Below are 22,789 nucleotides of genomic sequence, written 5' to 3'. Positions count from 1 at the left end.
ATCCTTCGTTACTGATTTGCACCAACCATCAGCTCTCTGAAAACGAATGAATTGTTACTTTTTCCTCTCATCGATTTTCCAAATTAGATTTTATTTATTATAATATGACCAATTCGAAAGAAAATCAACCGTTTCTAATAGGAAATAATCCTTTAAAACCAACTTCCAATCGTTTTCGTAATTCCTTCCCATAAATTGCTGAAAAACTCACCGATTCCTCTCATCATCAAAACAAATCCGTTTGCCTTTTCCACCGTTTCTGTCGCTACGACATCGACTTTAATCGTTTCAGTGCCATCGATAAAACCTAGCTCTTGTCCGTCATACGTATATGTTAAATAACCGATCACATCTCCCTTTTTAACAGGTGCGGTTAATTCGCCTTCTTCATTCAATTTTTTCTCATCGATTACGAATTTAGGCTTGTGTAATTCTTTTTCACCGTTTTTTATAACAAGTCGAATCGGTTGTGCAGTTGCGATTTTAACCGAATCTTTTTTCCCTTTCACAACCGGTATCGTTTCATTTCCTTCAATCGTCATATTTCCGGGAAATAATTCTTCTTCAGTGAACGTACTGAAAGCATAATTCAATAATTTTTCCGTTTCAGCAAATCGTTCCTTTTGACTTGCTGTATTCATAATGACAGAGATAAATCGTTTCCCATTTCGTTCAGCAGTGGCGGTAAAACAATAACCAGCAAAATCGGTAGAACCGGTTTTTAAACCATCCATACCTTCATATTCATATATCAATCCTGGCAACATCCAGTTGAAATTTTTATAAATTCTTCCATCCCGAAAAGCAAGTTCCGATTTACTTGCCGTTTGTAATACTTCTGGGAAATCATGGATCAATCGGTAAGCGAGTTTCGCTGTTGCTCGAGCAGACATTTGATTTTCATCGTTTTCATCTGTTCCTTCCGGATAGTTGCCGAGTAAACTGGAATTATTTAAACCGGTCGAATTGACAAAATGATAATCTCCTAGCCCGAGTTCTTCTGCCTTTTCGTTCATCAATTTCACAAAATTCGTTTCCGTACCAGAAATGACTTCTGCTAATGCTACAGCTGCAGCATTTCCTGAATGAATGGCCATCGCCTCATACAATTCTTGCACCGTGTATTTTTCCCCTTGAGTCAATCCGACGTTGGAAAGACCGGGCGCTGCAGATAATTTATGTATATATTCGTTAATCGTTACTTCTTGATCCCAGGAAATTCGACCTTCATGGATCGCTTCCAAAACTAAGTACTCGGTCATCATTTTTGACATACTGGCGACACCGAGAAGTTCATCGGCATTTTTTTCATACAAAATTTTTCCCGTTTCTCCATCTATTAAAATCGCAGCCTTTCCTTTCAAATTCAATGGATCGGAATCGGCTTGAACTTGCAGATTACCAAAAACACTAAATAGGAATATAAAAAGGATTGGGACGATCATATAGCGAATTTTTTTGGATTTGTTCAATTTCATTCCCTCCAAGTTCAAACAGCTCTTTACTTTGATAAGTTTATCATAGTTTTTTTAAAAATCATAGATTCGTTCGTAACAGAATTTGTATTCCCCTTCATATTACGTAAGAAAAAAAATCCAAAGGCATTCATTGCTTTTGGATTGTTAAGAAAACTTATATTCTTAAATCGAATAGTTTGGAGCTTCCTTCGTAATTTGAACGTCGTGGGGATGACTTTCCCGAAGTCCTGCTCCGGACATGCGAATAAATCGGCTATTTTCACGAAGTTCGTATAAATTTTCCGCCCCACAATAGCCCATTCCAGAACGAATACCTCCGACAAGTTGGTATAAAATATCCGCTACCGGTCCTTTATACGGAACCCTTCCTTCAATTCCCTCTGGAACAAATTTTTTATTTTCTTCTTGGAAATATCGGTCATTTGACCCTTTCTCCATAGAAGCAAGGGAACCCATACCCCGGTATGTTTTAAAACGACGTCCTTGGAAAATTTCCGTTTCTCCAGGGCTTTCACTCGTTCCTGCTAACAATCCGCCAAGCATCACAGCATGTCCACCTGCAGCTAGCGCTTTAACAATGTCACCGGAATACTTAATGCCCCCATCAGCAATAATGGTTTTTCCTAGTTTTCGCGCGACCGTTGCACAATCGTAAACAGCGGTAATTTGTGGAACTCCAACACCAGCAACAACCCGAGTTGTACAGATGGAACCAGGACCAATTCCTACTTTGACTACATCTGCACCTGCTTCAAACAAATCCTCCGTCGCTTCACCAGTAGCTACATTACCTGCTATGATGTTCAACTTTGGATATATTTTTCTGATCGTTTTGACCATATCGATTACACCTTTGGAATGACCATGGGCCGTATCGATGACGATAGCATCCACTTGGGCTTCCACTAATTTTTCCACCCGTTTTAACGTATCTTTTGAAATTCCAACAGCCGCTCCAACAAGTAATCGACCTTGGTCATCCTTTGCAGCATTCGGAAACTCGATTACTTTTTCAATATCTTTAATCGTAATTAATCCCTTTAACGTGCCTTGATCATCCACCAATGGTAATTTTTCGATTTTATGTTTTTGGAGAATTTTTTGAGCTTGTTCAATCGTCGTACCAACTGGAGCTGTGACGAGATGATCCTTTGTCATAACGTCTTCAATATAGATGGAGTAATCATCGATAAAACGTAAATCCCGATTTGTAAGAATACCGACCAATTTTAATTCTTCTTCATTATTCACGATTGGGACCCCAGATATTCGGTATTTCCCCATCAAATGTTCCGCATCGTAAACTTGGTGGCGAGGAGTTAAATAAAAAGGATCGGTAATCACGCCATTTTCGGAACGTTTCACCCGATCAACTTGTTCTGCTTGCTCTTCAATCGACATATTTTTATGAATGATTCCTAGTCCGCCCGCCCTTGCCATCGCAATGGCCATCTCTGCTTCCGTCACCGTATCCATTCCAGCACTGATGATTGGAATGTTCAGTTTTAACGTATCGGTTAACTGAACTTTTAAATCAACATCCCTCGGTAAAACGTCCGATTTAGCAGGAATTAACAATACATCATCAAAGGTTAACCCTTCTTTAGCAAATTTTTCCTCCCACATATTTTTCAAGCCCTCCTGGAAGATTATTATTAGTAGGTTATCAATTGCATTTCCGACTGTCAAGGAACTGTCGATAATTCGAAGTTTTCGAAAAGTTTGGAGGGTTTTCTTTGGTTTTTTCTATTCCTTTTCCATATTGGGATCAACTGTTATATATTTCCTCTTTAGAAACCGCACAACAGTTTCTATGGGAAAAATACAATGAATATGATTCTTCCATTGCCCAAAGAAAAAGTTACGAAAACAGTTATAAACTGATTTATCATATGGAACAAGGGAAAAATTTTTTCCACCTATCGGAAAAGACCCCTCTGTCCATTCAACCGATTGCCCTTTTCTATGGACTTTCCTTTTTGTTAAAAGGTGCATTACTCGTCACAGATCCTAATTATCCTGAAAATGTAAAAGTCCTCGCCCACGGAGTTTCGACCCGTAAACGAAAAAAACAAGATTTTATTTATTTAAAGGATGAAATAAAAATACAAAAAAATGGATTTTTTCCCCATTTCAGTAAAAAAATGTTTCATATGGAACAACTGGAAGGAAAAAAAATAAAAATATTTGATTTAATGAGCCAAATCCCTGAGATGTCTCCGTTTTTTAAAAAAAGAAAAAGGATTGTCGTTTCTTATGTGGACGAAAAAAACGTCCGAATTCCAGATGACGTGTTTGATTCATTTCACATGACTCCACGACGTTTTTTCGAATTTTTGGGCGAAAATTCAAATAAGCCTTCTCTTTTCCAAATGGTTGAAAACGGTATGACATTTACAGTTGACCGATTAAATCCACCCTTTGAAGTATTACCTTTTCGTTTCAATATAAAGGATCAGCAATATTATTATATGGAAGATGAAAAAGGGCTTTTCCTTTTTCGAGAGTTAATGATTCATTATTTATTGCTCTACCATTTGAGCATTTTAGCTAGATATGAAATCGAATGGTGGGTGGAACTGTTTTCCCAAAAATCGACGATTGATTATCCGTTGATTTATCATTATTTACGAATTTGCCTTGTAAAATGTCCTTTACTAATTCAAGAATATTTATTCGATGGTTCAAATATCGTAGGAAAAGGATAGATGGAGTATGATCCGTTTTGTTCTGCCCATTGTTATTGAATAATTTCTTTGATATATAGTTCTTTATTTTTTCCTAAAGAAATAATTTCACCACTCTCCTCAATTTTAACAACCGGTCTTGTCGGATCATGATGATGAATATAAATGACCCTTGCCGTTTGTCCGTTTGATAATTTTACATATTCATTTAAGGAAAAGGAAATAATACTACTCGTAAATGTCTTTACAATTTTTAAATCGAATTGACCAATTTGTTCATAATTTAATATTTCTAAGGCTTGAAAAGGGGATTTTTTCTCCTTATATACCCGATCACATACGACAGCATGGTATACGTCACTAATGGCGATAATTTTTGCATATAAATGGATACGATCGCCCTTTTCACCGAGAGGATAACCGCTTCCATCTAATCTTTCATGATGTTGAAAAACAGCGAGTTTGGCAGCTGCATTTAAAGAAGGAATATTTTTCACCATTTTATAACTGTACGTCGTATGCATTTTTATTTCTTCCTTCTCTTCTTCCGTCAAAGTTTCCCTTTGTAAAATTTCCGGGTTCACTTTTGCCATTCCACAATCACTTAAACACCCGGCCAAAGTAATTTGGATAATATCTCCTTTTTCTAAATTTAGACGCTTAGCGATATAGGCGGAAATTAAACCAGTGGAAACCGCATGGTGAAATAAGTAATCGGATTTTTTTACATAATTTTGTAATAGTAATAATTGAATTGGGTGGTTCTCTAAAGCTTCTATTAGCGGAATCATCATTTGTCGAACACGGTTAATATTAATTGGAGTCCCTGCCTGCCAATTCGTAAATTGATTTTTATAGGATTCGACAGCTTTTACATATTGGTGAAAAAAGGAATTTCGGTGATCTTTTATTTCTAAAGGACGATTGGAATTTTTTTCCCACTGTTTTTTTTCAAGTATTTTTTCATTTATTTTTCGATTCGCTACTCTTTCCACATTTACTTCTTCGATGGAAAAGGCTTTCAACACTTTGATAATTTCTTCCGTTACCATTGTTTTTTTCGGAACAATTGGATACTTTGTTAATCCTTTAACATCTTCTATAATTCGATATCCTTCTTTTAAATCGATAACTTTTACTTTCACGGCATTTCATCCTTTATTTGGTCTTTGTTTTCATTTTATTTGATATTTGCCATTTTTTCCAGATTTTTGTGAAAATAATTGTTAGGAAAGAAAAAGTCACCTACCTTAAAAATAAGGAGAGTGACTTTCAAATTCGTTTACGATTCCTTTTGTTTTTCTTCTACATCATTCGTTCTTAGTTCTTCCTTTTCCCCTTGCTCCACTTTCGTTACTGCAGCAACACTACTATTTTCATCTAAACGAATTAACTTCACGCCCATCGCATTTCTTCCTGTTTTCGATATATCTGACACGCTCATCCGGATTAATATGCCGTTGTCGGTCATAATCATAATATCATCATTTTCCGTCACAGCTTTTACAGCGACAAGGGGACCATTTTTCTCTTGAATATTACATGTTTTTATTCCTTTTCCGCTCCGATTTTGTAAACGATACAGTTCTGCGTTCGTCCGTTTTCCATAACCATTTTTCGTAACAACTAAAATATCTTGGTTTTCTTCAAGAATTTCCATACCGATGACTTCATCATGTCCATCCAATTGAATTCCTTTTACTCCAGTTGCATTTCGACCCATCGGACGAACATCTGTTTCCACAAAACGAATTAAATTCCCTTTTTTCGTTCCGATAATAATCTGTTTTTTCCCATCTGTTAAACGAACGGAAATTAATTCATCACTTTCCCGTAGATGAATGGCGATAAGCCCATTTGTTCGGATATTGGAGAAATCTGAAAGGGGGCAACGCTTCGAAATACCTTTTTTCGTCGTAAAAAATAAATACGCTTCCTTTTCTACCTTCTGAACAGGAATGACCGCGTTAATCCATTCATCCTTTTCCACTTCCAATAAATTGATGATTGGAATTCCCTTCGCTGTTCTACTGAATTCAGGAATTTTATATCCTTTCAACTTATAAACCTTTCCTTTATTCGTAAAGAAAAGAATCGTTTCATGAGTCGAAGTGGTAATTAAATGTTCGATAAAATCGTCTTCATGGGTATCCATCCCTTGAACACCACGTCCACCCCGTCTTTGGGATCTGTACGTTGAAAGAGGAAGACGTTTAATATAACCGTTTCTCGTTAGCGTAATGACGATTTGTTCTTCAGGAATCAGATCTTCATCTTCAATATCTTCCGCATCCGCCATCGTAATTTCCGTCCGCCGCACGTCATTGTAACGATTTTTTACATCAATTAATTCTTCACGAACGATTTCTAGGATTTTCTCCTCATCCCGTAATATCCCCTTCAATTCAGCAATCAATTTTTGTAATTCAGTATATTCTTCTTCAATTTTTTCCCTTTCCAAACCGGTTAACCGTTGCAAGCGCATATCTAAAATCGCTTGGGCTTGTTTTTCCGATAGACCGAATTTTTGAATCAACCCTTGTTTTGCAATTTCCGCCGTTTGTGAATGACGAATTAAATGAATGACTTCATCGATATGATCGAGGGCGATGCGAAGACCTTCTAAAATATGGGCCCTTGCTTCTGCCTTTCGTAATTCATATTCCGTTCTACGACGAATAATCGTCTTTTGATGGTTTAAATAATGGGTAAGCATTTGTTTCATATTTAATACTTTCGGTACCCCATCAACGAGGGCAAGTAAATTGATTCCGAAAGTTGTTTGAAGGGACGTATGTTTGTATAAATTATTTAATAGCACATGGGGATTTACGTCCCTTCTTAATTCCATGACGATTCGCATACCCCGACGATCCGATTCATCCCGCATCGCCGTAATCCCATCGATGCGTTTGTCCCTTACAAGATCGGCTATTTTTTCAATTAATTTCGCTTTATTTACTTGATAAGGAAGTTGTGTAACGATAATCGATTGCTTCCCGTTAGATTTTGTTTCAATCTCAACTTTCGCCCGAAGCGTAATGGATCCTCTTCCCGTTTCATACGCTTTTCGAATTCCTTTTTTACCGAGAATAATTCCAGCGGTAGGGAAATCCGGTCCTGGAATATATTGCATAATTTCAGGAATGGTCATATCCGGATGTTTACTTAAGGCAAGCAAAGCATCGATCACTTCACCTAATTGGTGGGGGGGAATATTCGTTGCCATTCCAACAGCAATTCCTTGTGAACCGTTTACTAATAAATTTGGAAAGCGGGAAGGTAATACGACTGGTTCCTTCTCTTGTCCATCGTAGTTATCTTGATAATCGATCGTATCCTTTTGGATATCCCTTACTAATTCCATGGATATTTTGGACATTCTCGCTTCCGTATAACGCATCGCTGCGGCAGAATCTCCATCGACTGACCCGAAGTTCCCGTGGCCGTCAACAAGGGGATACCGATAACTGAAATCTTGCGCCATCCGAACCATCGTATCATATACGGCACTATCTCCATGGGGATGATATTTTGCAATTACATCACCGACAATCCGCGCAGATTTTTTATGAGGTTTATCTGCCGTAATCCCTAAATCATTCATCGCATATATAATTCTTCTTTGTACCGGTTTTAATCCGTCGCGAACGTCTGGGAGTGCACGAGATACGATGACGCTCATTGCATAATCTAAAAAGGATGTCCGCATCTCGTTACTAATATTAATTTCTTTTATATTCGTTTTCGGTGTTTCCGTCATTCAACTGTTGCCTCCTTTTTCCCTACTTTGGGATGAAAAAAAGCTTATAGACCGGTTCGTTAAATATCCAAATTTTTGACAAACTCGGCATTCTCTTCAATAAATTTCCTCCGCGGTTCCACCCGTTCTCCCATTAACATTTCAAACGTTTCGTCCGCTTCGATTGCATCTTTCATACTTACTTGTAAAAAGGTACGATTTTCCGGATCCATCGTCGTTTCCCATAATTGTTCAGGATTCATTTCTCCGAGACCTTTATACCGCTGAATTGCGGGTTTTGGTTGGGACGGTAAAGAATTTAAAGTTTCCTCCAATTGTCTATCATTATAAACATACATGACCCGTTTACCTTGCTTTACTTGATATAATGGCGGCTGAGCAATATATACATATCCTGCTTCAATTAATTGGCGCATGTATCGGTAAAAAAAGGTCAATAATAATGTTCGAATATGGGCCCCGTCCACATCCGCATCCGTCATAATGACGATTTTATGATATCTCGCTTTCGATATGTCAAAATCTTCTCCAATTCCTGTTCCAATGGCAGTAATTAACGAACGGACTTCGTTATTCGATAAAATTTTGTCCAATCGAGCTTTTTCTACATTCAAAATTTTACCACGCAAAGGTAGAATCGCTTGATAATGTCGATCCCTTCCTTGTTTAGCAGATCCACCTGCCGAATCCCCCTCGACGATATACAATTCGCTAATTGTTGGATCATTGGAAGAACAGTCAGCCAACTTACCAGGAAGATGAGATACTTCTAACACATTTTTTCGTCTTGTAAACTCCCTTGCCCGTTTGGCAGCGAGTCTCGCGCGAGCAGCCATCATAGCCTTTTCCACAATTCTTCTCGCCACTGAAGGATTTTCCATCAAAAATTTTTCAAAGGCTTCCGAAAACAGTGCATCCGTAACCGTTCGTGCTTCTGAGTTTCCGAGTTTCGTTTTCGTCTGGCCTTCAAATTGCGGATTTGGATGTTTAATGGAAATAACTGCAACAATTCCTTCTCGCACATCTTCACCCGATAAATTTTCATCCTTGTCCTTCAAAAAATTGTTTTTACGAGCATAATCATTGATAACCCGCGTTAATGCTGCTTTAAAACCTGATTCATGGGTTCCACCTTCATACGTATGGATATTATTCGTAAAGGAATAAATGATGCTTGTGTACCCATCGTTATATTGAAGGGCAATTTCGACGATGATGCCTTCTCGTTTTGCCTCAATATAAATTGGTTCCTCATGAATCACATTTTTCGATTTATTTAAGTGGGAAACGTACGATTTAATCCCACCCTCATAATGAAAGGATAAATAATTTCCATTTTCCCTCTTATCTTCAATGGTAATTTTCAACCCTTTGTTTAAAAAGGCCAATTCCCGAATTCGTTTAGCTAACGTATCAAAATCAAATTCAACCGTTTCAGTGAAAATTTTCGGATCTGGTATAAAATGTGTCGTCGTTCCCGTTTGCTCCGTTTCTCCGATGATTTTTAAATCTGCACAAGGAATTCCCCGTTCATATTTTTGATAATAAATCTGGCCATCACGGTGCACAAAAACTTCCATTTCTTTCGAAAGGGCATTAACGACTGAAGCTCCTACACCGTGCAAACCACCGGATACTTTATACCCACCACCACCAAATTTTCCTCCAGCATGAAGGACGGTATGAATCACTTCGACTGCGGGTCGTCCTGTTTTTTCATGGATTCCAACCGGTATCCCCCGACCGTTATCCTTTACGGTAATACTATTATCTTCTTCGATCGTTACATTAATTTCCGTACAATATCCTGCTAACGCTTCATCAATACTATTATCGACAATTTCCCATACGAGATGATGTAGTCCTTTTAAACTGGTAGAACCGATATACATCCCAGGGCGTTTTCGAACAGCTTCCAAACCTTCTAGCACTTGTATTTGATCTGCTTCATAGGAAATTTCTACCTTATTTTCTTCCATTGCCAAACCGTTTCACCTACTCTTTCTGTTAGTTCAAATGTACTATCGGGCAATCGATGGTGATTATTTATACAATTCATAAAAAGGAAAATCGTTTTTTTATCGTATGTGTCGTAAAAGGTGATAAATAAATCTTATCATTTGTAATTACGATTGACTTATAAATTTTTCCAGCGATATTTTCTGTCCGTTTCCCATCTTGTAAAAATTTTTGATTGGCATGATGATATTCAAACGTTTTTTTATCAATAATGGCAATGATTTCAGAAGATAAAATTAACTTATTTTCTCCAATATGAACGTACAAAATACTCACCTCAAATGTTCATCTACATCAATTTTTCCATTTTTCACTTGAAATGTCCGGGCGTCCTTTAACATTTGATGGTCAATTCCTTCCACACTTGTCGTTGTAACGAAGGTTTGTACTTTTCCTTGAATCGTGTTTAATAAATGGGATTGTCTGTACGTATCTAATTCCGATAAAACGTCATCTAACAATAACGTCGGATACTCTCCCGTTTCATTGAAAATTAATTCAATTTCCGCCAATTTCACAGATAAAGCCGTCGTACGTTTTTGTCCTTGAGAACCGTATATTTGTACATTACGATCATTGACATAGAATTTAATATCATCGCGATGGGGACCAATTAACGTTACTCCCCTTTCCAATTCCTTTTGCTGAACTTTGCGAAATTGATCCATATACATATTTATCATTTTCGACAAATCGTCTTCTTCTGATACATTCACAGACGGTTTATAGCGAATTTGAAGATTTTCCACTCCCCTTGTTATGGAAAAATGAATCTCTTTTGCCCATTTTTCGAGTAAATGTAAATACTCAAACCGTTTCTTACTTATTTTCGTTGCTAGGACAGCTAATTGTTCTGTATATATTTCTAAAAGGGTTGAGTCCGCTCTTTGCATTTGTTTTAAAATTTTGTTCCGTTGCTGTAAAACTTTATGAAATTGACTCATTTCATGTAAGTAGATTTGAGAAACTTGCCCGATTTCCATATCGATAAAGCGTCTTCTAATTGACGGACTTCCTTTTACTAAATTTAAATCTTCCGGTGCAAACATCACGACATTAAAATGACCAACATATTGACTTAAACGATTTTGTTCTAAATGGTTAATTTTTGCCTTTTTTCCTTTTTTTGTAATGACCAATTCCATCGGTAAAAGGGTATTCTCTTTTTTAACCGTTCCTTTTATTTTAGCATAATCTTGATCCCATTGGATAAGTTCCCGGTCGTTTGTCGTTCGGTGGGATTTTGCCATCGCTAATACGAATATCGATTCCATTACATTCGTTTTTCCTTGAGCATTTTCACCGAGGATGACGTTTACCGTGTTTTCAAAAGACAAAGATAACTTTTCGTAATTTCGAAAATGATTTAAATGCAATTTTTGAATGTACATACGTTTCTTCCTTTTACGAATGGCCTTTAATGATAAAACTTCCAGCACTCGGTACCCGAATAAAGTCGCCTTTTTTTAGTTTTCTACCTCTTCGATCTTCTCTTTCCCCGTTCACATACACGGCCATTTCTCTTAAATACCATTTTGCTTCGCCGCCGGATTGAATGACATTTATCAGTTTTAGAAACTGACCTAATGTAATAAATTCCGTTCCAATCTCGATCTCCTTAACCATAAAATATACCGATTCCTTTCATTTACTCTAATATATAATTTTACTAAAAATTATAAGAATACACAAAGGGTAAGGAAAAAACGGAAAAATATTAAGAAATTTTTAAAATAAATATAGAAATTGAAAAAACGCATTTTCCCATTGAAACAAGAAGCGTGAACGATTTTCGATAAAATGATCGTTCACGCTCTTTCCTGACCACTCTTTTAAGATGTCTTTCCGATGAAACGATTGTAAAAAATACGATTCAAAGGGACTTAAAAAGTTCGTACTGGTAGCAATAATTGCAAAATGGAATCATCATAATCAGTCCGAATGATAAATGGCCGCATCGTTCCAGTGAAATAAATGCTAATTTCCGTTCCGTCGATTGCTCGTAATGCATCGATCATATATTTTGCATTGAAAGAAATTTTAATTTCTTCCCCTTCTGTTGAAATGCTTTTAACATTTTCAACTACCTTTCCAATTTCCGGAGAATACGAGGATATTTCGATCATATCATCATCCATCGTCGTAAATTTTATTACATTCGTTTTCCCTTCCCTTGCTAAGAGGGAAGCACGGTCGACTGCTTCTAAATACTCTTTCGCGTTCAGTTTGACAATCGTTTTACTGTCTGTCGGAATCAATTTTGATGTATCCGGATATTTTCCTTCTAACAACCGGGAGAAAAATAATAAATTTTTCGCTCTGAATAAAATTTGATTATTAGTTATCGTCATTTGGATTGGTTCATTCGATTCGTCAAGCACTTTCAATAATTCATTTAAACTTTTTCCTGGAATCACAATACTATGGGATTTTCCATTTCTCTCTTCCGATTGTAAAGTCGCTTGTTTCATTGCTAATCGGTGGCTGTCTGTTGCAACAGCAGTTAATTGACTATCTTCTATCATCCAATGGACTCCGGTTAAAATCGGCCTCGTTTCCGATGTGGATACGGCAAATACCGTTTGTTTAATAATCGATTTTAATAAATCATTTGGAATGGAAAAGTGATCCCCATCCTCAATAATTGGTAAACGTGGATATTCCTCTGCATCTAAACCGAGGATAATGTATTCCGCATTTCCGGAACGAACAATTGTCTTAAATTGATCCTCAACGGTAATTTCGACGATCAACTCTGGTAATTTTTTAATAACTTCACTAAAAAATCTTGCTTGTAAAACGATCGATCCAGGTTCTACAATTTCTACCAGTTCTTCGCCATCTTCTTCTTTTGGAATAAATGATTGAATGGTAATATCCGAATCGCTACCAGTTACTGTTACGCCACGATCATCTGCATCAAATTTAATGCCTACGAGAATCGGAATCGTTGTTCGAACGGCGACAGCTTTTAAAGCGTCTTGTACACTTTTGATTAATCGCTCCTTTTTAATGTAAAACTTCATCCCTATAGCCTCCATTAATCATTAAATATAAAAAAGAAAAAAAGTAGTTATAGTAATAAGGTACCTGAATATGTGGATAAATATAATCGGAAGAGTAAAACACAGACTATCCACATGTGGACAGACTGTGTATAATTGGTTCGATTTATAAACAATATCCACAACACCTGTTTTTCCATTGGAATAAGAACTACATTTTTAATCGACTTTGCAATTCTTCAATTTGTTTTTGAAATTGGGCATCTTCTTTAATCATTTTTGATATTTTTTCATGGGCGTGAATAACGGTCGTATGATCCCTTCCCCCGAATTCTTCACCGATTTTCGGAAGGGAAAAATCCGTCAACTCCCGGGATAAATACATAGCGATTTGTCTTGGAAAGGCGATGGATTTCGTACGTTTCTTGGCACGAAAATCTTCCAATTTGATTCCATATTCATCTGCAACGACTTGTTGAATATCGTGGATCGTAATCACTTTCGGTTTCGAACTCGGTATGATATCTTTTAAAGCTGCGGCAGCTAAATCCGCGTTGATATCTTTATTTTGTAATGATGAATAGGCGACGACGCGAATTAAAGCTCCTTCCAATTCCCGAATATTCGAATCGATTTGATTAGCAATGTACAGCATTACATCGTTTGGAATGTCCAATCCATCTGCTTTCGCTTTTTTTCGTAAAATGGCAATCCTCGTTTCTAAATCCGGTGGTGTGATATCGGTAATGAGTCCCCATTCGAAACGGGATCGCAGGCGATCTTCTAAAGTTGGGATTTCCTTCGGTGGTCGATCGCTCGATATGACAATTTGTTTATTTTCTTCATGTAAAGTATTGAATGTATGGAAAAATTCCTCTTGTGTCGACTCTTTTCCCGCTAAAAATTGAATATCGTCAATAAGCAAAATGTCTACATTTCGGTATTTGTTACGAAAATCATCCGGCCGGTTATCTCGAATGGAATTAATAAATTCGTTTGTAAATTTTTCAGAAGATAAATAAACGACCTTTGCAGTTGGATTGTGTTCCAAAACATAATGCCCGATCGCATGCATGAGATGGGTTTTCCCTAATCCAACACCACCATAAATAAACAGGGGATTATAGGCTTTTGCAGGGGCTTCGGCAACGGCTAAGGAGGCAGCATGGGCAAACCGGTTTCCTGAACCGATGACGAAAGTTTCAAATGTATATTTTGGATTTAACATGTTTTGTGAAAATTCAATTGGGTGATCATTTTTCGGTTTTTTCTTTTTAAAAGATTGGATAAATGTTTCATCTTCTTTTGTAGCAGTCGTTGTAAATTGTATATCCAATTGTTCGCCAATCATTTCATAAATCGTTTCTTTAACGATTTCTTTATAATTCCCATCTAACCAATCCCTAGAAAATTCATTTGGAGTCTCAATCACTAATGTATGTTCCTTTAACGAAACCGCTTTGGTTGTTTTCAGCCACGTGTCAAAACTCGGTTTGCTTACTTTTTTCTCCAGCGATTGTAACGTTTTTGTCCACAGATCATCTATGTTTTCCAATGGCTATCCCTCCTTGCCCCTTTATTCGTGTATATTCGATGCATAATTCAATCGGAATTTGCATACAATATAAGTAAAAAAATATAATTTTGACAAAATCCACGAATTGTGGACAATTTTTTTCACACCTGTAGAAAAACTTATCCACATATTGTTAATAAAATGTGGATAATCGTGCGTTAAAAGAAATCTATCGATACTAAAACACATTTCATCATAACAAAATTTCATTGAAACTGCAATGTTTTATTAAAAATATCCACAATGTTGACGGGAAGTTATCCATATTTATCCACAAGGGATGAATTTGTTAAAAATTTGTCGATAAATTGTGGATTAGCAAAGAAAGATGTCGAATGGTTATCCACAATATTGTTCACGTAAAAGTTTGTTTGGAAGTGATAAGTTGATCGAAAAAAAATCCTTCGATAATGGTTGACATATGGACATAGATGTTTTTATAATGGGAAAGACTGTCTTGAACTGTTTTTTCCTCACAGGGAGGTGTCATAGATGAAAAGAACGTTTCAACCGAATAAACGAAAAAGAAGTAAGGTACATGGATTTCGTAGTCGAATGAGTACGAAAAATGGACGAAAAGTCCTTGCACGTCGTCGTAAAAAAGGCAGAAAAGTATTGTCTGCATAGACCACTGAACGTTCAGTGGTCTTTTTTACAATTCCAAGTTGGAAAAGTCTTATTTGGGAAAGATGGAGATTGTAAATGAAGAAGAAATATCGGATAAAGAAAAATGAAGAATTTCAAAGGATTTTTAAAAAGGGAAAATCGGCAGCGAACCGTCAATTTATTATTTATCGATTAGAAAATGAACGGGATCATTTCCGCATCGGTCTTTCCGTTAGTAAAAAAATAGGGAATGCAGTCGTCAGAAATCGAATAAAAAGATATATACGGCAAGTCTTCCATGAATTGGAACAGGAGATTCGTCCATCTTATGACTTGATTATTATTGCTAGAAAACCTGCGAAGGATATGGACTATCATGAAGTGAAACAAAGCTTAATTCATGTGTTAAAAATTTCCGGTATATTTATTCGAAGAAAATAAACATAAAATTTTTCAAGAAAACGGGGAAATTTTTATGATTAACCTATACCATTAACTATAAAAAATGGTAAAATACATGTTGACGGTTTCATTATTTTTGATATAGAAGCAGGAGGAGCTTTATTCGTGAGAAAAAAGTTAGTATTTATTTTAGGATTAATCTTTCTTGTAACCTTTTTATCTGGTTGTACTGAAATTAATGAACCAATTACAAAGGATAGCGAAGGGATATGGAATCAATTTTTTGTTTATCCCCTATCCTGGTTAATTATAAATACAGCCCAATTGTTTGGAGGGGACTGGGGATTTGGAATGGCGATTATTTTGATCACAATCTTGATCCGTTTCGCTATTCTACCGATTATGATAAAGCAGATGAAAAGTATGAAGGCGATGCAACTGATTCAGCCGGAATTGGAAAAATTAAAGAAAAAATATAGTTCGAAGGATGCAATTACACAGAAAAAATTTCAACAAGAACAAATGCTTTTATTGCAAAAATATGATGTAAATCCGATGGCTGGGTGCTTACCGATTTTTATTCAAATGCCGATATTAATTGGTTTTTATCATGCGATTATGCGTACGGAAGAAATTCAAGGTCATAGCTTTCTATGGTTTGAATTAGCTGAACCTGATCGATTTTTTATCCTTCCGATCCTTGCTAGTGTGATGACTTTCGTTCAGCAAAAAATCACGATGAAAGGGCAAAAAAATTCTAATCCTCAAATGCAAATATTCCTTTGGCTTATGCCAATTATGATTTTTATTTTCGCTTTATATTTACCTTCTGCATTACCTCTTTACTGGATCGTAGGAAATATATTTTCCATCGTGCAATTATTTTTTATAAAAACACCTGAAATACCTAGTTTACAAAAGGCAACGACAGCCCGATCGGGAGGTAAAAAAAGATGAATCAAGTGACCACCACAGGCCAAACGGTTGATAAAGCCATTGAATCAGCATTGAAAGAATTGAATACTACGAGGGATTATGTTGAAGTAAAAATAATCGATGAAGGAAAAAAGGGCGTATTCGGTATATTCGGTTCAAGACCGGCCATCGTAAAAGTTATGCTGAAGATTGATCCTGTTGAAGAAGCAAAACAATTTCTTAAAGATGTCTGTAGACAAATGGACGTGGATGTGACCATTCATGCGGAGAGGGATGGAAAACGGGTTTTCTTTTCGTTGTCAGGAGAAAATATTGGTAATATTATTGGAAAAAGAGGGAAGACGTTAAACGCTTTACAAACATTGACACAAATCGTTTTAAATCACCACTCAAGTCAATTTTTAATCGCTATACTCGATGCGGAAAACTATCGGAAACGTCGTGAAGAAAGTTTGATCCAATTGGCGAATCATCTCGCAAGAAAGGTGATTCGGGAAGGGAAACAAATCAGTTTAGAACCAATGCCTTCATACGAAAGGAAAATTATTCATTCCGCATTAGCAAATGAGGATCGAGTGACCACCTATTCGGTTGGAACAGAACCGAATCGCCATCTTGTTATTGCACCGAAATAATCTTTTTATTCTTTTTTCAACCTTAGCCAGGTTGGTTTTTTTTTGTCCAAAAAGTTGAAAAGGATGGAAAATTCACTTTGTTCACATGTTGATAAAAAAGGGTGAAAAAAATTGTTATCCACATGTGAATAAGATAAAATATATTTTATGCACAAATTCGTTTATGTTATTCTATTTTTTGAAACAATAGGATGATGAATTGATTTTTTATTGAGGTGGACGATCATGGATACTGATACAATTGCAGCCATTTCAACTCCAATTGGTGAGGGTGCTATTGGAATTGTAAGATTGTCGGGAAAAGATAGTATTCCTATAGTCGATCGATTATTTAAAAGTCCTTCTGGAAAAAGATTGAAGGATGCGAAAACCCATACGATTCATTACGGACATCTATACGATGGGGATGTATTGGTGGAAGAAGTAATGGTTTCGGTTATGAAAGGGCCGAAAACTTTTACAAGGGAAGATGTGGTAGAAATTAATTGCCACGGGGGAATCGTTTCTGTTAACCGAGTTCTTGAAACCGTTTTGGCAAATGGTGCGAGATTAGCGGAGCCGGGTGAATTCACGAAACGAGCCTTTATGAATGGTCGAATTGATCTATCTCAAGCTGAAGCGATTATGGATTTAATCCGTGCAAAGACTGATCGGGCGATGAATGTAGCCCTTGGTCAAATGGAAGGTCGACTTTCACGGATGATTCGAAAATTAAGAAGTGAAATTTTAGAAGTTTTAGCCCAAGTGGAAGTGAATATCGACTATCCCGAGTATGATGATGTGGAAGAAATGACTCATAAATTATTAAAAGAAAAGGCATTATTTGTAAAACAGGAAATTTCCCGCTTATTAGATACGGCTAAACAAGGAAAGATTCTTCGGGAAGGTGTTGCAACGGCCATTATCGGTCGTCCAAATGTGGGAAAATCCTCATTATTGAATAGCTTCGCACGGGAAAATAAAGCAATCGTTACCGATATCCCAGGAACGACACGGGATGTTATTGAGGAATATGTAAATATTAAAGGTGTACCGTTAAAATTAATCGATACGGCTGGTATTCGAGAAACGGATGATACGGTGGAACGAATTGGTGTTGAACGATCGAGGAAAGTCGTGAAAGAGGCCGATTTGATTTTATTCGTTCTCTCAAATAATGAGCAATTGACGGAAGAAGATCGATTGCTTTTTCAAATGATTCAAGGTATGGAAGCAATCATCGTGATCAATAAAACCGATTTACCTACAAAAATTGATATTAAAGAAGTGGAACGTTTGGCGGAAGGAAGACCGATTGTTTACCTGTCCTTAATGGAAGATCGAGGATTGGAACAGTTGGAAAATACGATCACTTCCAAGTTCTTTTCCGGGGAAATAGAAACGAATGATTTTACGTATGTATCAAACGCTCGACATATTTCCCTATTGAAAGAGGCTTTAAAATCTGTTGACGATGTTTTAAATGGAATTGAGGCGGGAATACCTGTCGATATTTTACAAATTGATATGACAAAAATCTGGGAAACTTTAGGGGAAATTACTGGGGATACTGTACATGATGAATTGATTAATCAATTATTTTCCCAATTTTGCTTAGGAAAATAAAGGGATAGGAGGGAAAAGGATGAATACGTATGAAGCAGGTTCCTTTGATGTAATCGTTGTTGGCGCAGGCCATGCGGGAAGCGAAGCAGCGTTGGCAGCGGCTAAAATTGGTGCAAAAACGGTAATGGTTACCATTAATTTGGATATGGTTGCCTTTATGCCATGTAATCCTTCCATCGGTGGGCCGGCTAAAGGAATTGTCGTTCGGGAAATCGATGCACTAGGTGGAGCAATGGCAAAGGTCATTGATAAAACGCACATTCAAATGCGCTTGTTAAATACTGGAAAGGGTCCAGCGGTTCGCGCTTTACGTGCACAAGCCGATAAAGTGATGTATCAACGGGAAATGAAGCGAATGTTGGAAAACGAACCGAACCTAACCCTTATGCAAGGGATGGTTGAACAACTCCTTGTTGAAGACGGAGTATGTAAAGGGGTTATTACAAAAACCGGTGCCATTTATAGAGCCAAAACAGTCGTTATTACAACAGGTACGTTCCTTCGGGGGGAAATCATTATCGGTGAATTAAAATATTCTAGTGGACCGAATAATCAACAACCTTCGATTCGCTTATCCGAGCATTTGGAAGAACTCGGTTTTGAATTGATGAGATTTAAAACAGGAACACCACCGAGAATTAATAGCCGAACGATCGATTATTCAAAAACGGAAATCCAACCGGGGGATCCGGAACCGAGAGCATTTTCTTACGAGACGACTGAATTTATTACTGATCAATTGCCTTGTTGGTTAACATATACAACGGAAAAAACGCATCAAATAATCGATGCCAATTTACATCGAAGTCCAATGTTCTCAGGGATGATTAAAGGAACAGGACCGAGATATTGCCCATCGATCGAAGATAAAATCGTCCGCTTTCACGATAAACCGAGACACCAAATTTTCCTCGAACCAGAGGGGAGAGAAACTGAAGAAGTTTATATTCAAGGTTTATCGACGAGTTTACCGGAAGAGATTCAACATGAAATGATCGCAAGTGTTCCGGGATTGGAAAATGCAAAAATGATGCGTCCTGGCTATGCGATCGAATACGATGCAATTAATCCAACCCAACTATGGCCAACGTTAGAAACAAAATTGATTAAAAATTTGTATACAGCGGGTCAAATTAACGGAACGAGCGGGTATGAAGAAGCTGCTGCCCAAGGAATTATGGCTGGTATCAATGCAGCCTTTCGAGCCCTTGGAAAAGGAGAAGATTTGATTTTAAAACGATCCGATGCATACATTGGCGTATTAATCGATGATTTAGTGACCAAAGGAGTGCAAGAACCTTATCGACTTCTCACTTCGCGTGCAGAATATCGATTATTGTTGCGCCATGATAACGCTGATCTTCGTTTAACGGAACTCGGATATAAAATTGGGTTAATTAGTGAAGACCGATATAAAAAGTTCTTGGAGAAAAAATCGAAAATTGAACAGGAAATGAAACGGTTGAAAAATATTATTATCAAACCGAATGAAAAAACGCAACAATTAATCAAAAAATTAGGTGGAACGGAATTAAAAGATGGGGTACGAGCGTCAGATTTATTAAAACGACCAGAAGTTCATTTTGAACATATCAAACAGTTAATTACACCGGATCCAACCCTTACTCCTGAAGTGGAAGAACAAGTGGAAATCCAAATTAAATATGAGGGATATATAGATAAAGCATTGCAACAAGTGGATCGGATGAAAAAAATGGAAGATAAAAAAATTCCTATCGATATTGATTACGACGCTATTCCTGGGCTAGCCAACGAAGCGAAAGAAAATTTAAAGAAAGTACAACCGTTAACGTTAGCTCAAGCATCCCGAATTTCCGGTGTGAATCCAGCGGATATTTCCATTTTACTCGTCTATTTGGAACAAGGAAAAATCGCAAAGGTTTCGACCAAATGAAGGTTGAATGTTAAATTATCATTTTTAAAGGAAGATTGATATGAATATTGATCAGTTTCAAACTGCATTGAAAAATAAAGGAATTCAAATAACAGAAAGACAGCTTCAACAATTTGAACAATATTATCAATTATTGATCCAGTGGAATAAAAAAGTGAATTTAACGGCCATTACGGAAAAAGAGGATGTGTATTTGAAACATTTTTATGATTCCTTATCGGTCGCCTTTTACCATAATTTTGAAGGAAAAGATTACAACCTTTGTGATGTCGGTGCGGGAGCGGGTTTTCCAAGTATTCCATTAAAAATAATGTTTCCCAAATTACAGGTGACAATTGTTGACTCTTTAAAAAAACGAATTGTTTTTTTGCAACATTTAGTTGATCAATTGCAACTTGACGGGGTTCAATTGTATCATGACCGGGCGGAAGTTTTCGGACAAAATCCTGCTCATCGAGAACGATACGATCTCGTAATAGCTCGAGCCGTTGCAAATTTATCCGTCCTTTCCGAATATTGTTTGCCCTTAGTCAAAGTAGGGGGCGTTTTTTTAGCAATGAAAGGCTCTAGCGGTATGCAAGAACTTGAAGATGGAAAAGGTGCCATAAACCGATTAGGCGGTCGATTAATAAAACAGAGTGTATTCCGATTACCGTTGGAAGAAAGTGAACGGATGATTATTCATATAAAAAAGGAAAAACATACACCTAACAAATTTCCGAGAAAACCTGGGGTTCCTGCAAAAAATCCATTGATGTAAATTCCGGTTCTTTTTTTCCATATCTTGCAGGAACTTCAAAAGGAATCGAGAAATAGATATGTAAGAATTCCTTTCTTCAACGGATGACTTTTGGTATAGTGGTTAATGAAGCTTTTTAAAGGTGGTGCTGTAATGAAACATCCTCTCTCCCGACTTTTAGGGATCGATGTAAAGGAATCCGCCGAAAAGGAAAAGACCGATCAAAAGCAAGATCAAGAAAAAGAAGTCGTCACCCAAATTCCCATTTCACGTATTCGTCCGAATCGGTATCAACCGAGGACTGTTTTTGATGAAGAAAAAATTAATGAATTGGCAAAAACGATACACACACATGGAATCATTCAACCGATTGTCGTTCGAAACATTGATGATAATTTATATGAAATTATTGCAGGTGAAAGGCGTTTTCGAGCGGTAAAAAATCTCGGATGGGATACTGTACCTGCAATCATTCGAAATATGAATGATAAAGAAATGGCATCGATGGCACTTATTGAAAACTTGCAGCGGGAAGAGTTATCTCCAATTGAAGAAGCGGTTGCTTATCAAAAATTATTGGGTATTCACGGTTTAACTCAAGAAGCATTAGCCCAACGTCTTGGAAAAGGCCAATCGACGATTGCAAACAAATTACGACTGTTAAAACTGCCAGAAAAGGTACAAGAAGCACTATTAAATAAGGAAATTACAGAAAGGCATGCAAGGGCTTTAATTCCGTTGAAAGATGCTAATAAACAACAAAAAGTTTTGAATGAAATTATTGAAAAAAATTTAAACGTGAAGCAAACGGAAAAACGGGTGGAAGTATTATTATCTTCCGAACAAAAACAGAAACCGAAAAGAATTTCCTTAAGCAGAGATCTTCGTATAGCGATTAATACGATTCGTCAATCGTTAGTGATGGTAAATAAAAGTGGGATCCAAGTCGATTCGACAGAGGAAGAAAAGGAAGATTTTTATCAAATTACAATTCGTATACCAAAAAAGAAATCTTGAATTATTTTATTCTATTAATCAAATCAAATACTTTTCGATGGATCGAAAACTTGGACTTCAAATATAGAAGTCCTTTTTTTATTGAAGTACTTCTGTTCCATTCGTTTCTTTATTTCTCGATTTCTACGATATAAAGGTATTTCGTTCTTTTTTTAATGAATGTTTCACGTGGAACATAGGGGAATAAACATCTCCAATTACTCCCTTTTAAACAAATAATTTTGTTGACTAAGATTCAATCTTTTTGTTTTTAATCGAGTTATAAAAAATGGATCGGTTTCATCCGTTTTCGATTATTGAAAAACGGTGTATACTAAATATAAATCTATTTTTCTTTCAATCGACAGTTTTTTTTCTTTTTTCGTGGTAAAATAATAAGAAGTTTTATCGATTAAGGTAGGTGACA

At 36.7% G+C, this 22,789-nt stretch carries 19 protein-coding genes and 1 other annotated feature (1 of these 20 running past the window's edge); of the genes, 9 read left to right on the top strand and 10 right to left on the bottom strand.

Translation table 11 applies throughout. The annotated features are described in order from the left end of the window. Positions 1-80 (bottom strand) — a binding site (T-box leader); it reaches 143 nt to the left of the window's first position. A gap of 72 nt (positions 81-152) precedes the next feature. Both OE105_RS12200 and guaB read right to left on the bottom strand, forming a co-directional pair. Beyond that, positions 153-1,478 (bottom strand): serine hydrolase, encoded by a 1,326-nt coding sequence (locus OE105_RS12200; RefSeq protein ID WP_275420446.1) that lies wholly within the window; start codon positions 1,476-1,478, stop codon positions 153-155. A 162-nt stretch (positions 1,479-1,640) separates the two neighbouring features. Beyond that, positions 1,641-3,104 carry an IMP dehydrogenase gene (gene guaB / locus OE105_RS12195; RefSeq protein WP_275420445.1) on the bottom strand — a complete coding sequence of 488 codons (1,464 nt, stop codon included), beginning with the start codon at positions 3,102-3,104 and terminating at the stop codon, positions 1,641-1,643. A 110-nt stretch (positions 3,105-3,214) separates the two neighbouring features. Here guaB and OE105_RS12190 point away from each other — a divergent pair, with 110 nt between their 5' ends. Then, positions 3,215-4,186 (top strand): YaaC family protein, encoded by a 972-nt coding sequence (locus OE105_RS12190; RefSeq protein ID WP_275420444.1) that lies wholly within the window; start codon positions 3,215-3,217, stop codon positions 4,184-4,186. A 32-nt stretch (positions 4,187-4,218) separates the two neighbouring features. Here the strand turns inward: OE105_RS12190 and OE105_RS12185 are convergent, their stop codons facing one another. The 8 genes from OE105_RS12185 to dnaA form a co-directional block, all read right to left on the bottom strand. Next, on the bottom strand, positions 4,219-5,310 hold the full coding sequence (locus tag OE105_RS12185) for an HD-GYP domain-containing protein (protein ID WP_275420443.1): 1,092 nt from the start codon (positions 5,308-5,310) through the stop codon (positions 4,219-4,221). A gap of 137 nt (positions 5,311-5,447) precedes the next feature. Then, positions 5,448-7,928, bottom strand: a complete 2,481-nt coding sequence (gyrA, locus tag OE105_RS12180; protein WP_275420442.1) for a DNA gyrase subunit A — start codon at positions 7,926-7,928, stop codon at positions 5,448-5,450. A 59-nt stretch (positions 7,929-7,987) separates the two neighbouring features. Further along, positions 7,988-9,907, bottom strand: a complete 1,920-nt coding sequence (gene gyrB, locus OE105_RS12175; protein ID WP_275422188.1) for a DNA topoisomerase (ATP-hydrolyzing) subunit B — start codon at positions 9,905-9,907, stop codon at positions 7,988-7,990. Between the two features lie 76 nt (positions 9,908-9,983). Then, positions 9,984-10,214: an extracellular matrix regulator RemB gene (gene remB, locus OE105_RS12170; protein WP_275420441.1), complete on the bottom strand. Its 231-nt coding sequence runs from the start codon at positions 10,212-10,214 to the stop codon at positions 9,984-9,986. A gap of 5 nt (positions 10,215-10,219) precedes the next feature. Further along, the gene (recF, locus tag OE105_RS12165) at positions 10,220-11,338 is read right to left on the bottom strand and encodes a DNA replication/repair protein RecF (RefSeq protein WP_275420440.1); all 1,119 of its coding nucleotides are present in this window, start codon (positions 11,336-11,338) and stop codon (positions 10,220-10,222) included. A 13-nt stretch (positions 11,339-11,351) separates the two neighbouring features. Then, the gene (yaaA, locus tag OE105_RS12160) at positions 11,352-11,573 is read right to left on the bottom strand and encodes a S4 domain-containing protein YaaA (protein WP_275420439.1); all 222 of its coding nucleotides are present in this window, start codon (positions 11,571-11,573) and stop codon (positions 11,352-11,354) included. A gap of 257 nt (positions 11,574-11,830) precedes the next feature. Continuing rightward, positions 11,831-12,973, bottom strand: coding sequence for a DNA polymerase III subunit beta (gene dnaN / locus OE105_RS12155; RefSeq protein WP_275420438.1), 1,143 nt, complete (start codon positions 12,971-12,973; stop codon positions 11,831-11,833). A 190-nt stretch (positions 12,974-13,163) separates the two neighbouring features. After that, positions 13,164-14,507, bottom strand: a complete 1,344-nt coding sequence (gene dnaA / locus OE105_RS12150; RefSeq protein WP_275420437.1) for a chromosomal replication initiator protein DnaA — start codon at positions 14,505-14,507, stop codon at positions 13,164-13,166. Positions 14,508-15,020: 513 nt separating this feature from the next. Between dnaA and rpmH the strand changes: the two genes are divergently transcribed. The 8 genes from rpmH to noc all read left to right on the top strand — a co-directional run bounded on the left by rpmH (position 15,021) and on the right by noc (position 22,383). Then, positions 15,021-15,155 carry a 50S ribosomal protein L34 gene (gene rpmH, locus OE105_RS12145; protein ID WP_275420436.1) on the top strand — a complete coding sequence of 45 codons (135 nt, stop codon included), beginning with the start codon at positions 15,021-15,023 and terminating at the stop codon, positions 15,153-15,155. Between the two features lie 75 nt (positions 15,156-15,230). Beyond that, on the top strand, positions 15,231-15,575 hold the full coding sequence (rnpA, locus tag OE105_RS12140; RefSeq protein ID WP_275420435.1) for a ribonuclease P protein component: 345 nt from the start codon (positions 15,231-15,233) through the stop codon (positions 15,573-15,575). Positions 15,576-15,701: 126 nt separating this feature from the next. Further along, on the top strand, positions 15,702-16,493 hold the full coding sequence (gene spoIIIJ / locus OE105_RS12135) for a YidC family membrane integrase SpoIIIJ (protein WP_275420434.1): 792 nt from the start codon (positions 15,702-15,704) through the stop codon (positions 16,491-16,493). Further along, the gene (gene jag / locus OE105_RS12130; RefSeq protein WP_275420433.1) at positions 16,490-17,107 is read left to right on the top strand and encodes an RNA-binding cell elongation regulator Jag/EloR; all 618 of its coding nucleotides are present in this window, start codon (positions 16,490-16,492) and stop codon (positions 17,105-17,107) included. Before spoIIIJ ends, jag begins: the two co-directional genes overlap by 4 nt. Before the next feature lie 225 nt (positions 17,108-17,332). After that, positions 17,333-18,712 carry a tRNA uridine-5-carboxymethylaminomethyl(34) synthesis GTPase MnmE gene (gene mnmE / locus OE105_RS12125; protein ID WP_275420432.1) on the top strand — a complete coding sequence of 460 codons (1,380 nt, stop codon included), beginning with the start codon at positions 17,333-17,335 and terminating at the stop codon, positions 18,710-18,712. A 19-nt stretch (positions 18,713-18,731) separates the two neighbouring features. Beyond that, positions 18,732-20,627: a tRNA uridine-5-carboxymethylaminomethyl(34) synthesis enzyme MnmG gene (mnmG, locus tag OE105_RS12120; protein WP_275420431.1), complete on the top strand. Its 1,896-nt coding sequence runs from the start codon at positions 18,732-18,734 to the stop codon at positions 20,625-20,627. A gap of 40 nt (positions 20,628-20,667) precedes the next feature. After that, on the top strand, positions 20,668-21,387 hold the full coding sequence (rsmG, locus tag OE105_RS12115) for a 16S rRNA (guanine(527)-N(7))-methyltransferase RsmG (protein ID WP_275420430.1): 720 nt from the start codon (positions 20,668-20,670) through the stop codon (positions 21,385-21,387). A gap of 132 nt (positions 21,388-21,519) precedes the next feature. Then, positions 21,520-22,383, top strand: coding sequence for a nucleoid occlusion protein (gene noc, locus OE105_RS12110; protein ID WP_275420429.1), 864 nt, complete (start codon positions 21,520-21,522; stop codon positions 22,381-22,383). The last annotated feature ends 406 nt before the right edge of the window (positions 22,384-22,789 follow it).

It is taken from the genome of Fervidibacillus halotolerans (genome assembly GCF_026547205.1).
GTDB classification, from domain to species: domain Bacteria; phylum Bacillota; class Bacilli; order Bacillales; family Caldibacillaceae; genus Fervidibacillus; species Fervidibacillus halotolerans.
Note: the sequence above shows the minus strand (reverse complement) of the source record. Positions and strands in the feature narration are given on the sequence as shown.

Coding starts and splice junctions, on each gene's coding strand:
- OE105_RS12200 (WP_275420446.1), bottom strand. CDS start 1,478: ATGAAATTGAACAAATCCAAAAAAATTCGCTATATGATCGTCCCAATC.
- guaB (WP_275420445.1), bottom strand. CDS start 3,104: ATGTGGGAGGAAAAATTTGCTAAAGAAGGGTTAACCTTTGATGATGTA.
- gyrA (WP_275420442.1), bottom strand. CDS start 7,928: ATGACGGAAACACCGAAAACGAATATAAAAGAAATTAATATTAGTAAC.
- gyrB (WP_275422188.1), bottom strand. CDS start 9,907: ATGGAAGAAAATAAGGTAGAAATTTCCTATGAAGCAGATCAAATACAA.
- recF (WP_275420440.1), bottom strand. CDS start 11,338: ATGTACATTCAAAAATTGCATTTAAATCATTTTCGAAATTACGAAAAG.
- yaaA (WP_275420439.1), bottom strand. CDS start 11,573: ATGGTTAAGGAGATCGAGATTGGAACGGAATTTATTACATTAGGTCAG.
- dnaN (WP_275420438.1), bottom strand. CDS start 12,973: ATGAAGTTTTACATTAAAAAGGAGCGATTAATCAAAAGTGTACAAGAC.
- rpmH (WP_275420436.1), top strand. CDS start 15,021: ATGAAAAGAACGTTTCAACCGAATAAACGAAAAAGAAGTAAGGTACAT.
- rnpA (WP_275420435.1), top strand. CDS start 15,231: ATGAAGAAGAAATATCGGATAAAGAAAAATGAAGAATTTCAAAGGATT.
- jag (WP_275420433.1), top strand. CDS start 16,490: ATGAATCAAGTGACCACCACAGGCCAAACGGTTGATAAAGCCATTGAA.
- mnmE (WP_275420432.1), top strand. CDS start 17,333: ATGGATACTGATACAATTGCAGCCATTTCAACTCCAATTGGTGAGGGT.
- mnmG (WP_275420431.1), top strand. CDS start 18,732: ATGAATACGTATGAAGCAGGTTCCTTTGATGTAATCGTTGTTGGCGCA.
- rsmG (WP_275420430.1), top strand. CDS start 20,668: ATGAATATTGATCAGTTTCAAACTGCATTGAAAAATAAAGGAATTCAA.
- noc (WP_275420429.1), top strand. CDS start 21,520: ATGAAACATCCTCTCTCCCGACTTTTAGGGATCGATGTAAAGGAATCC.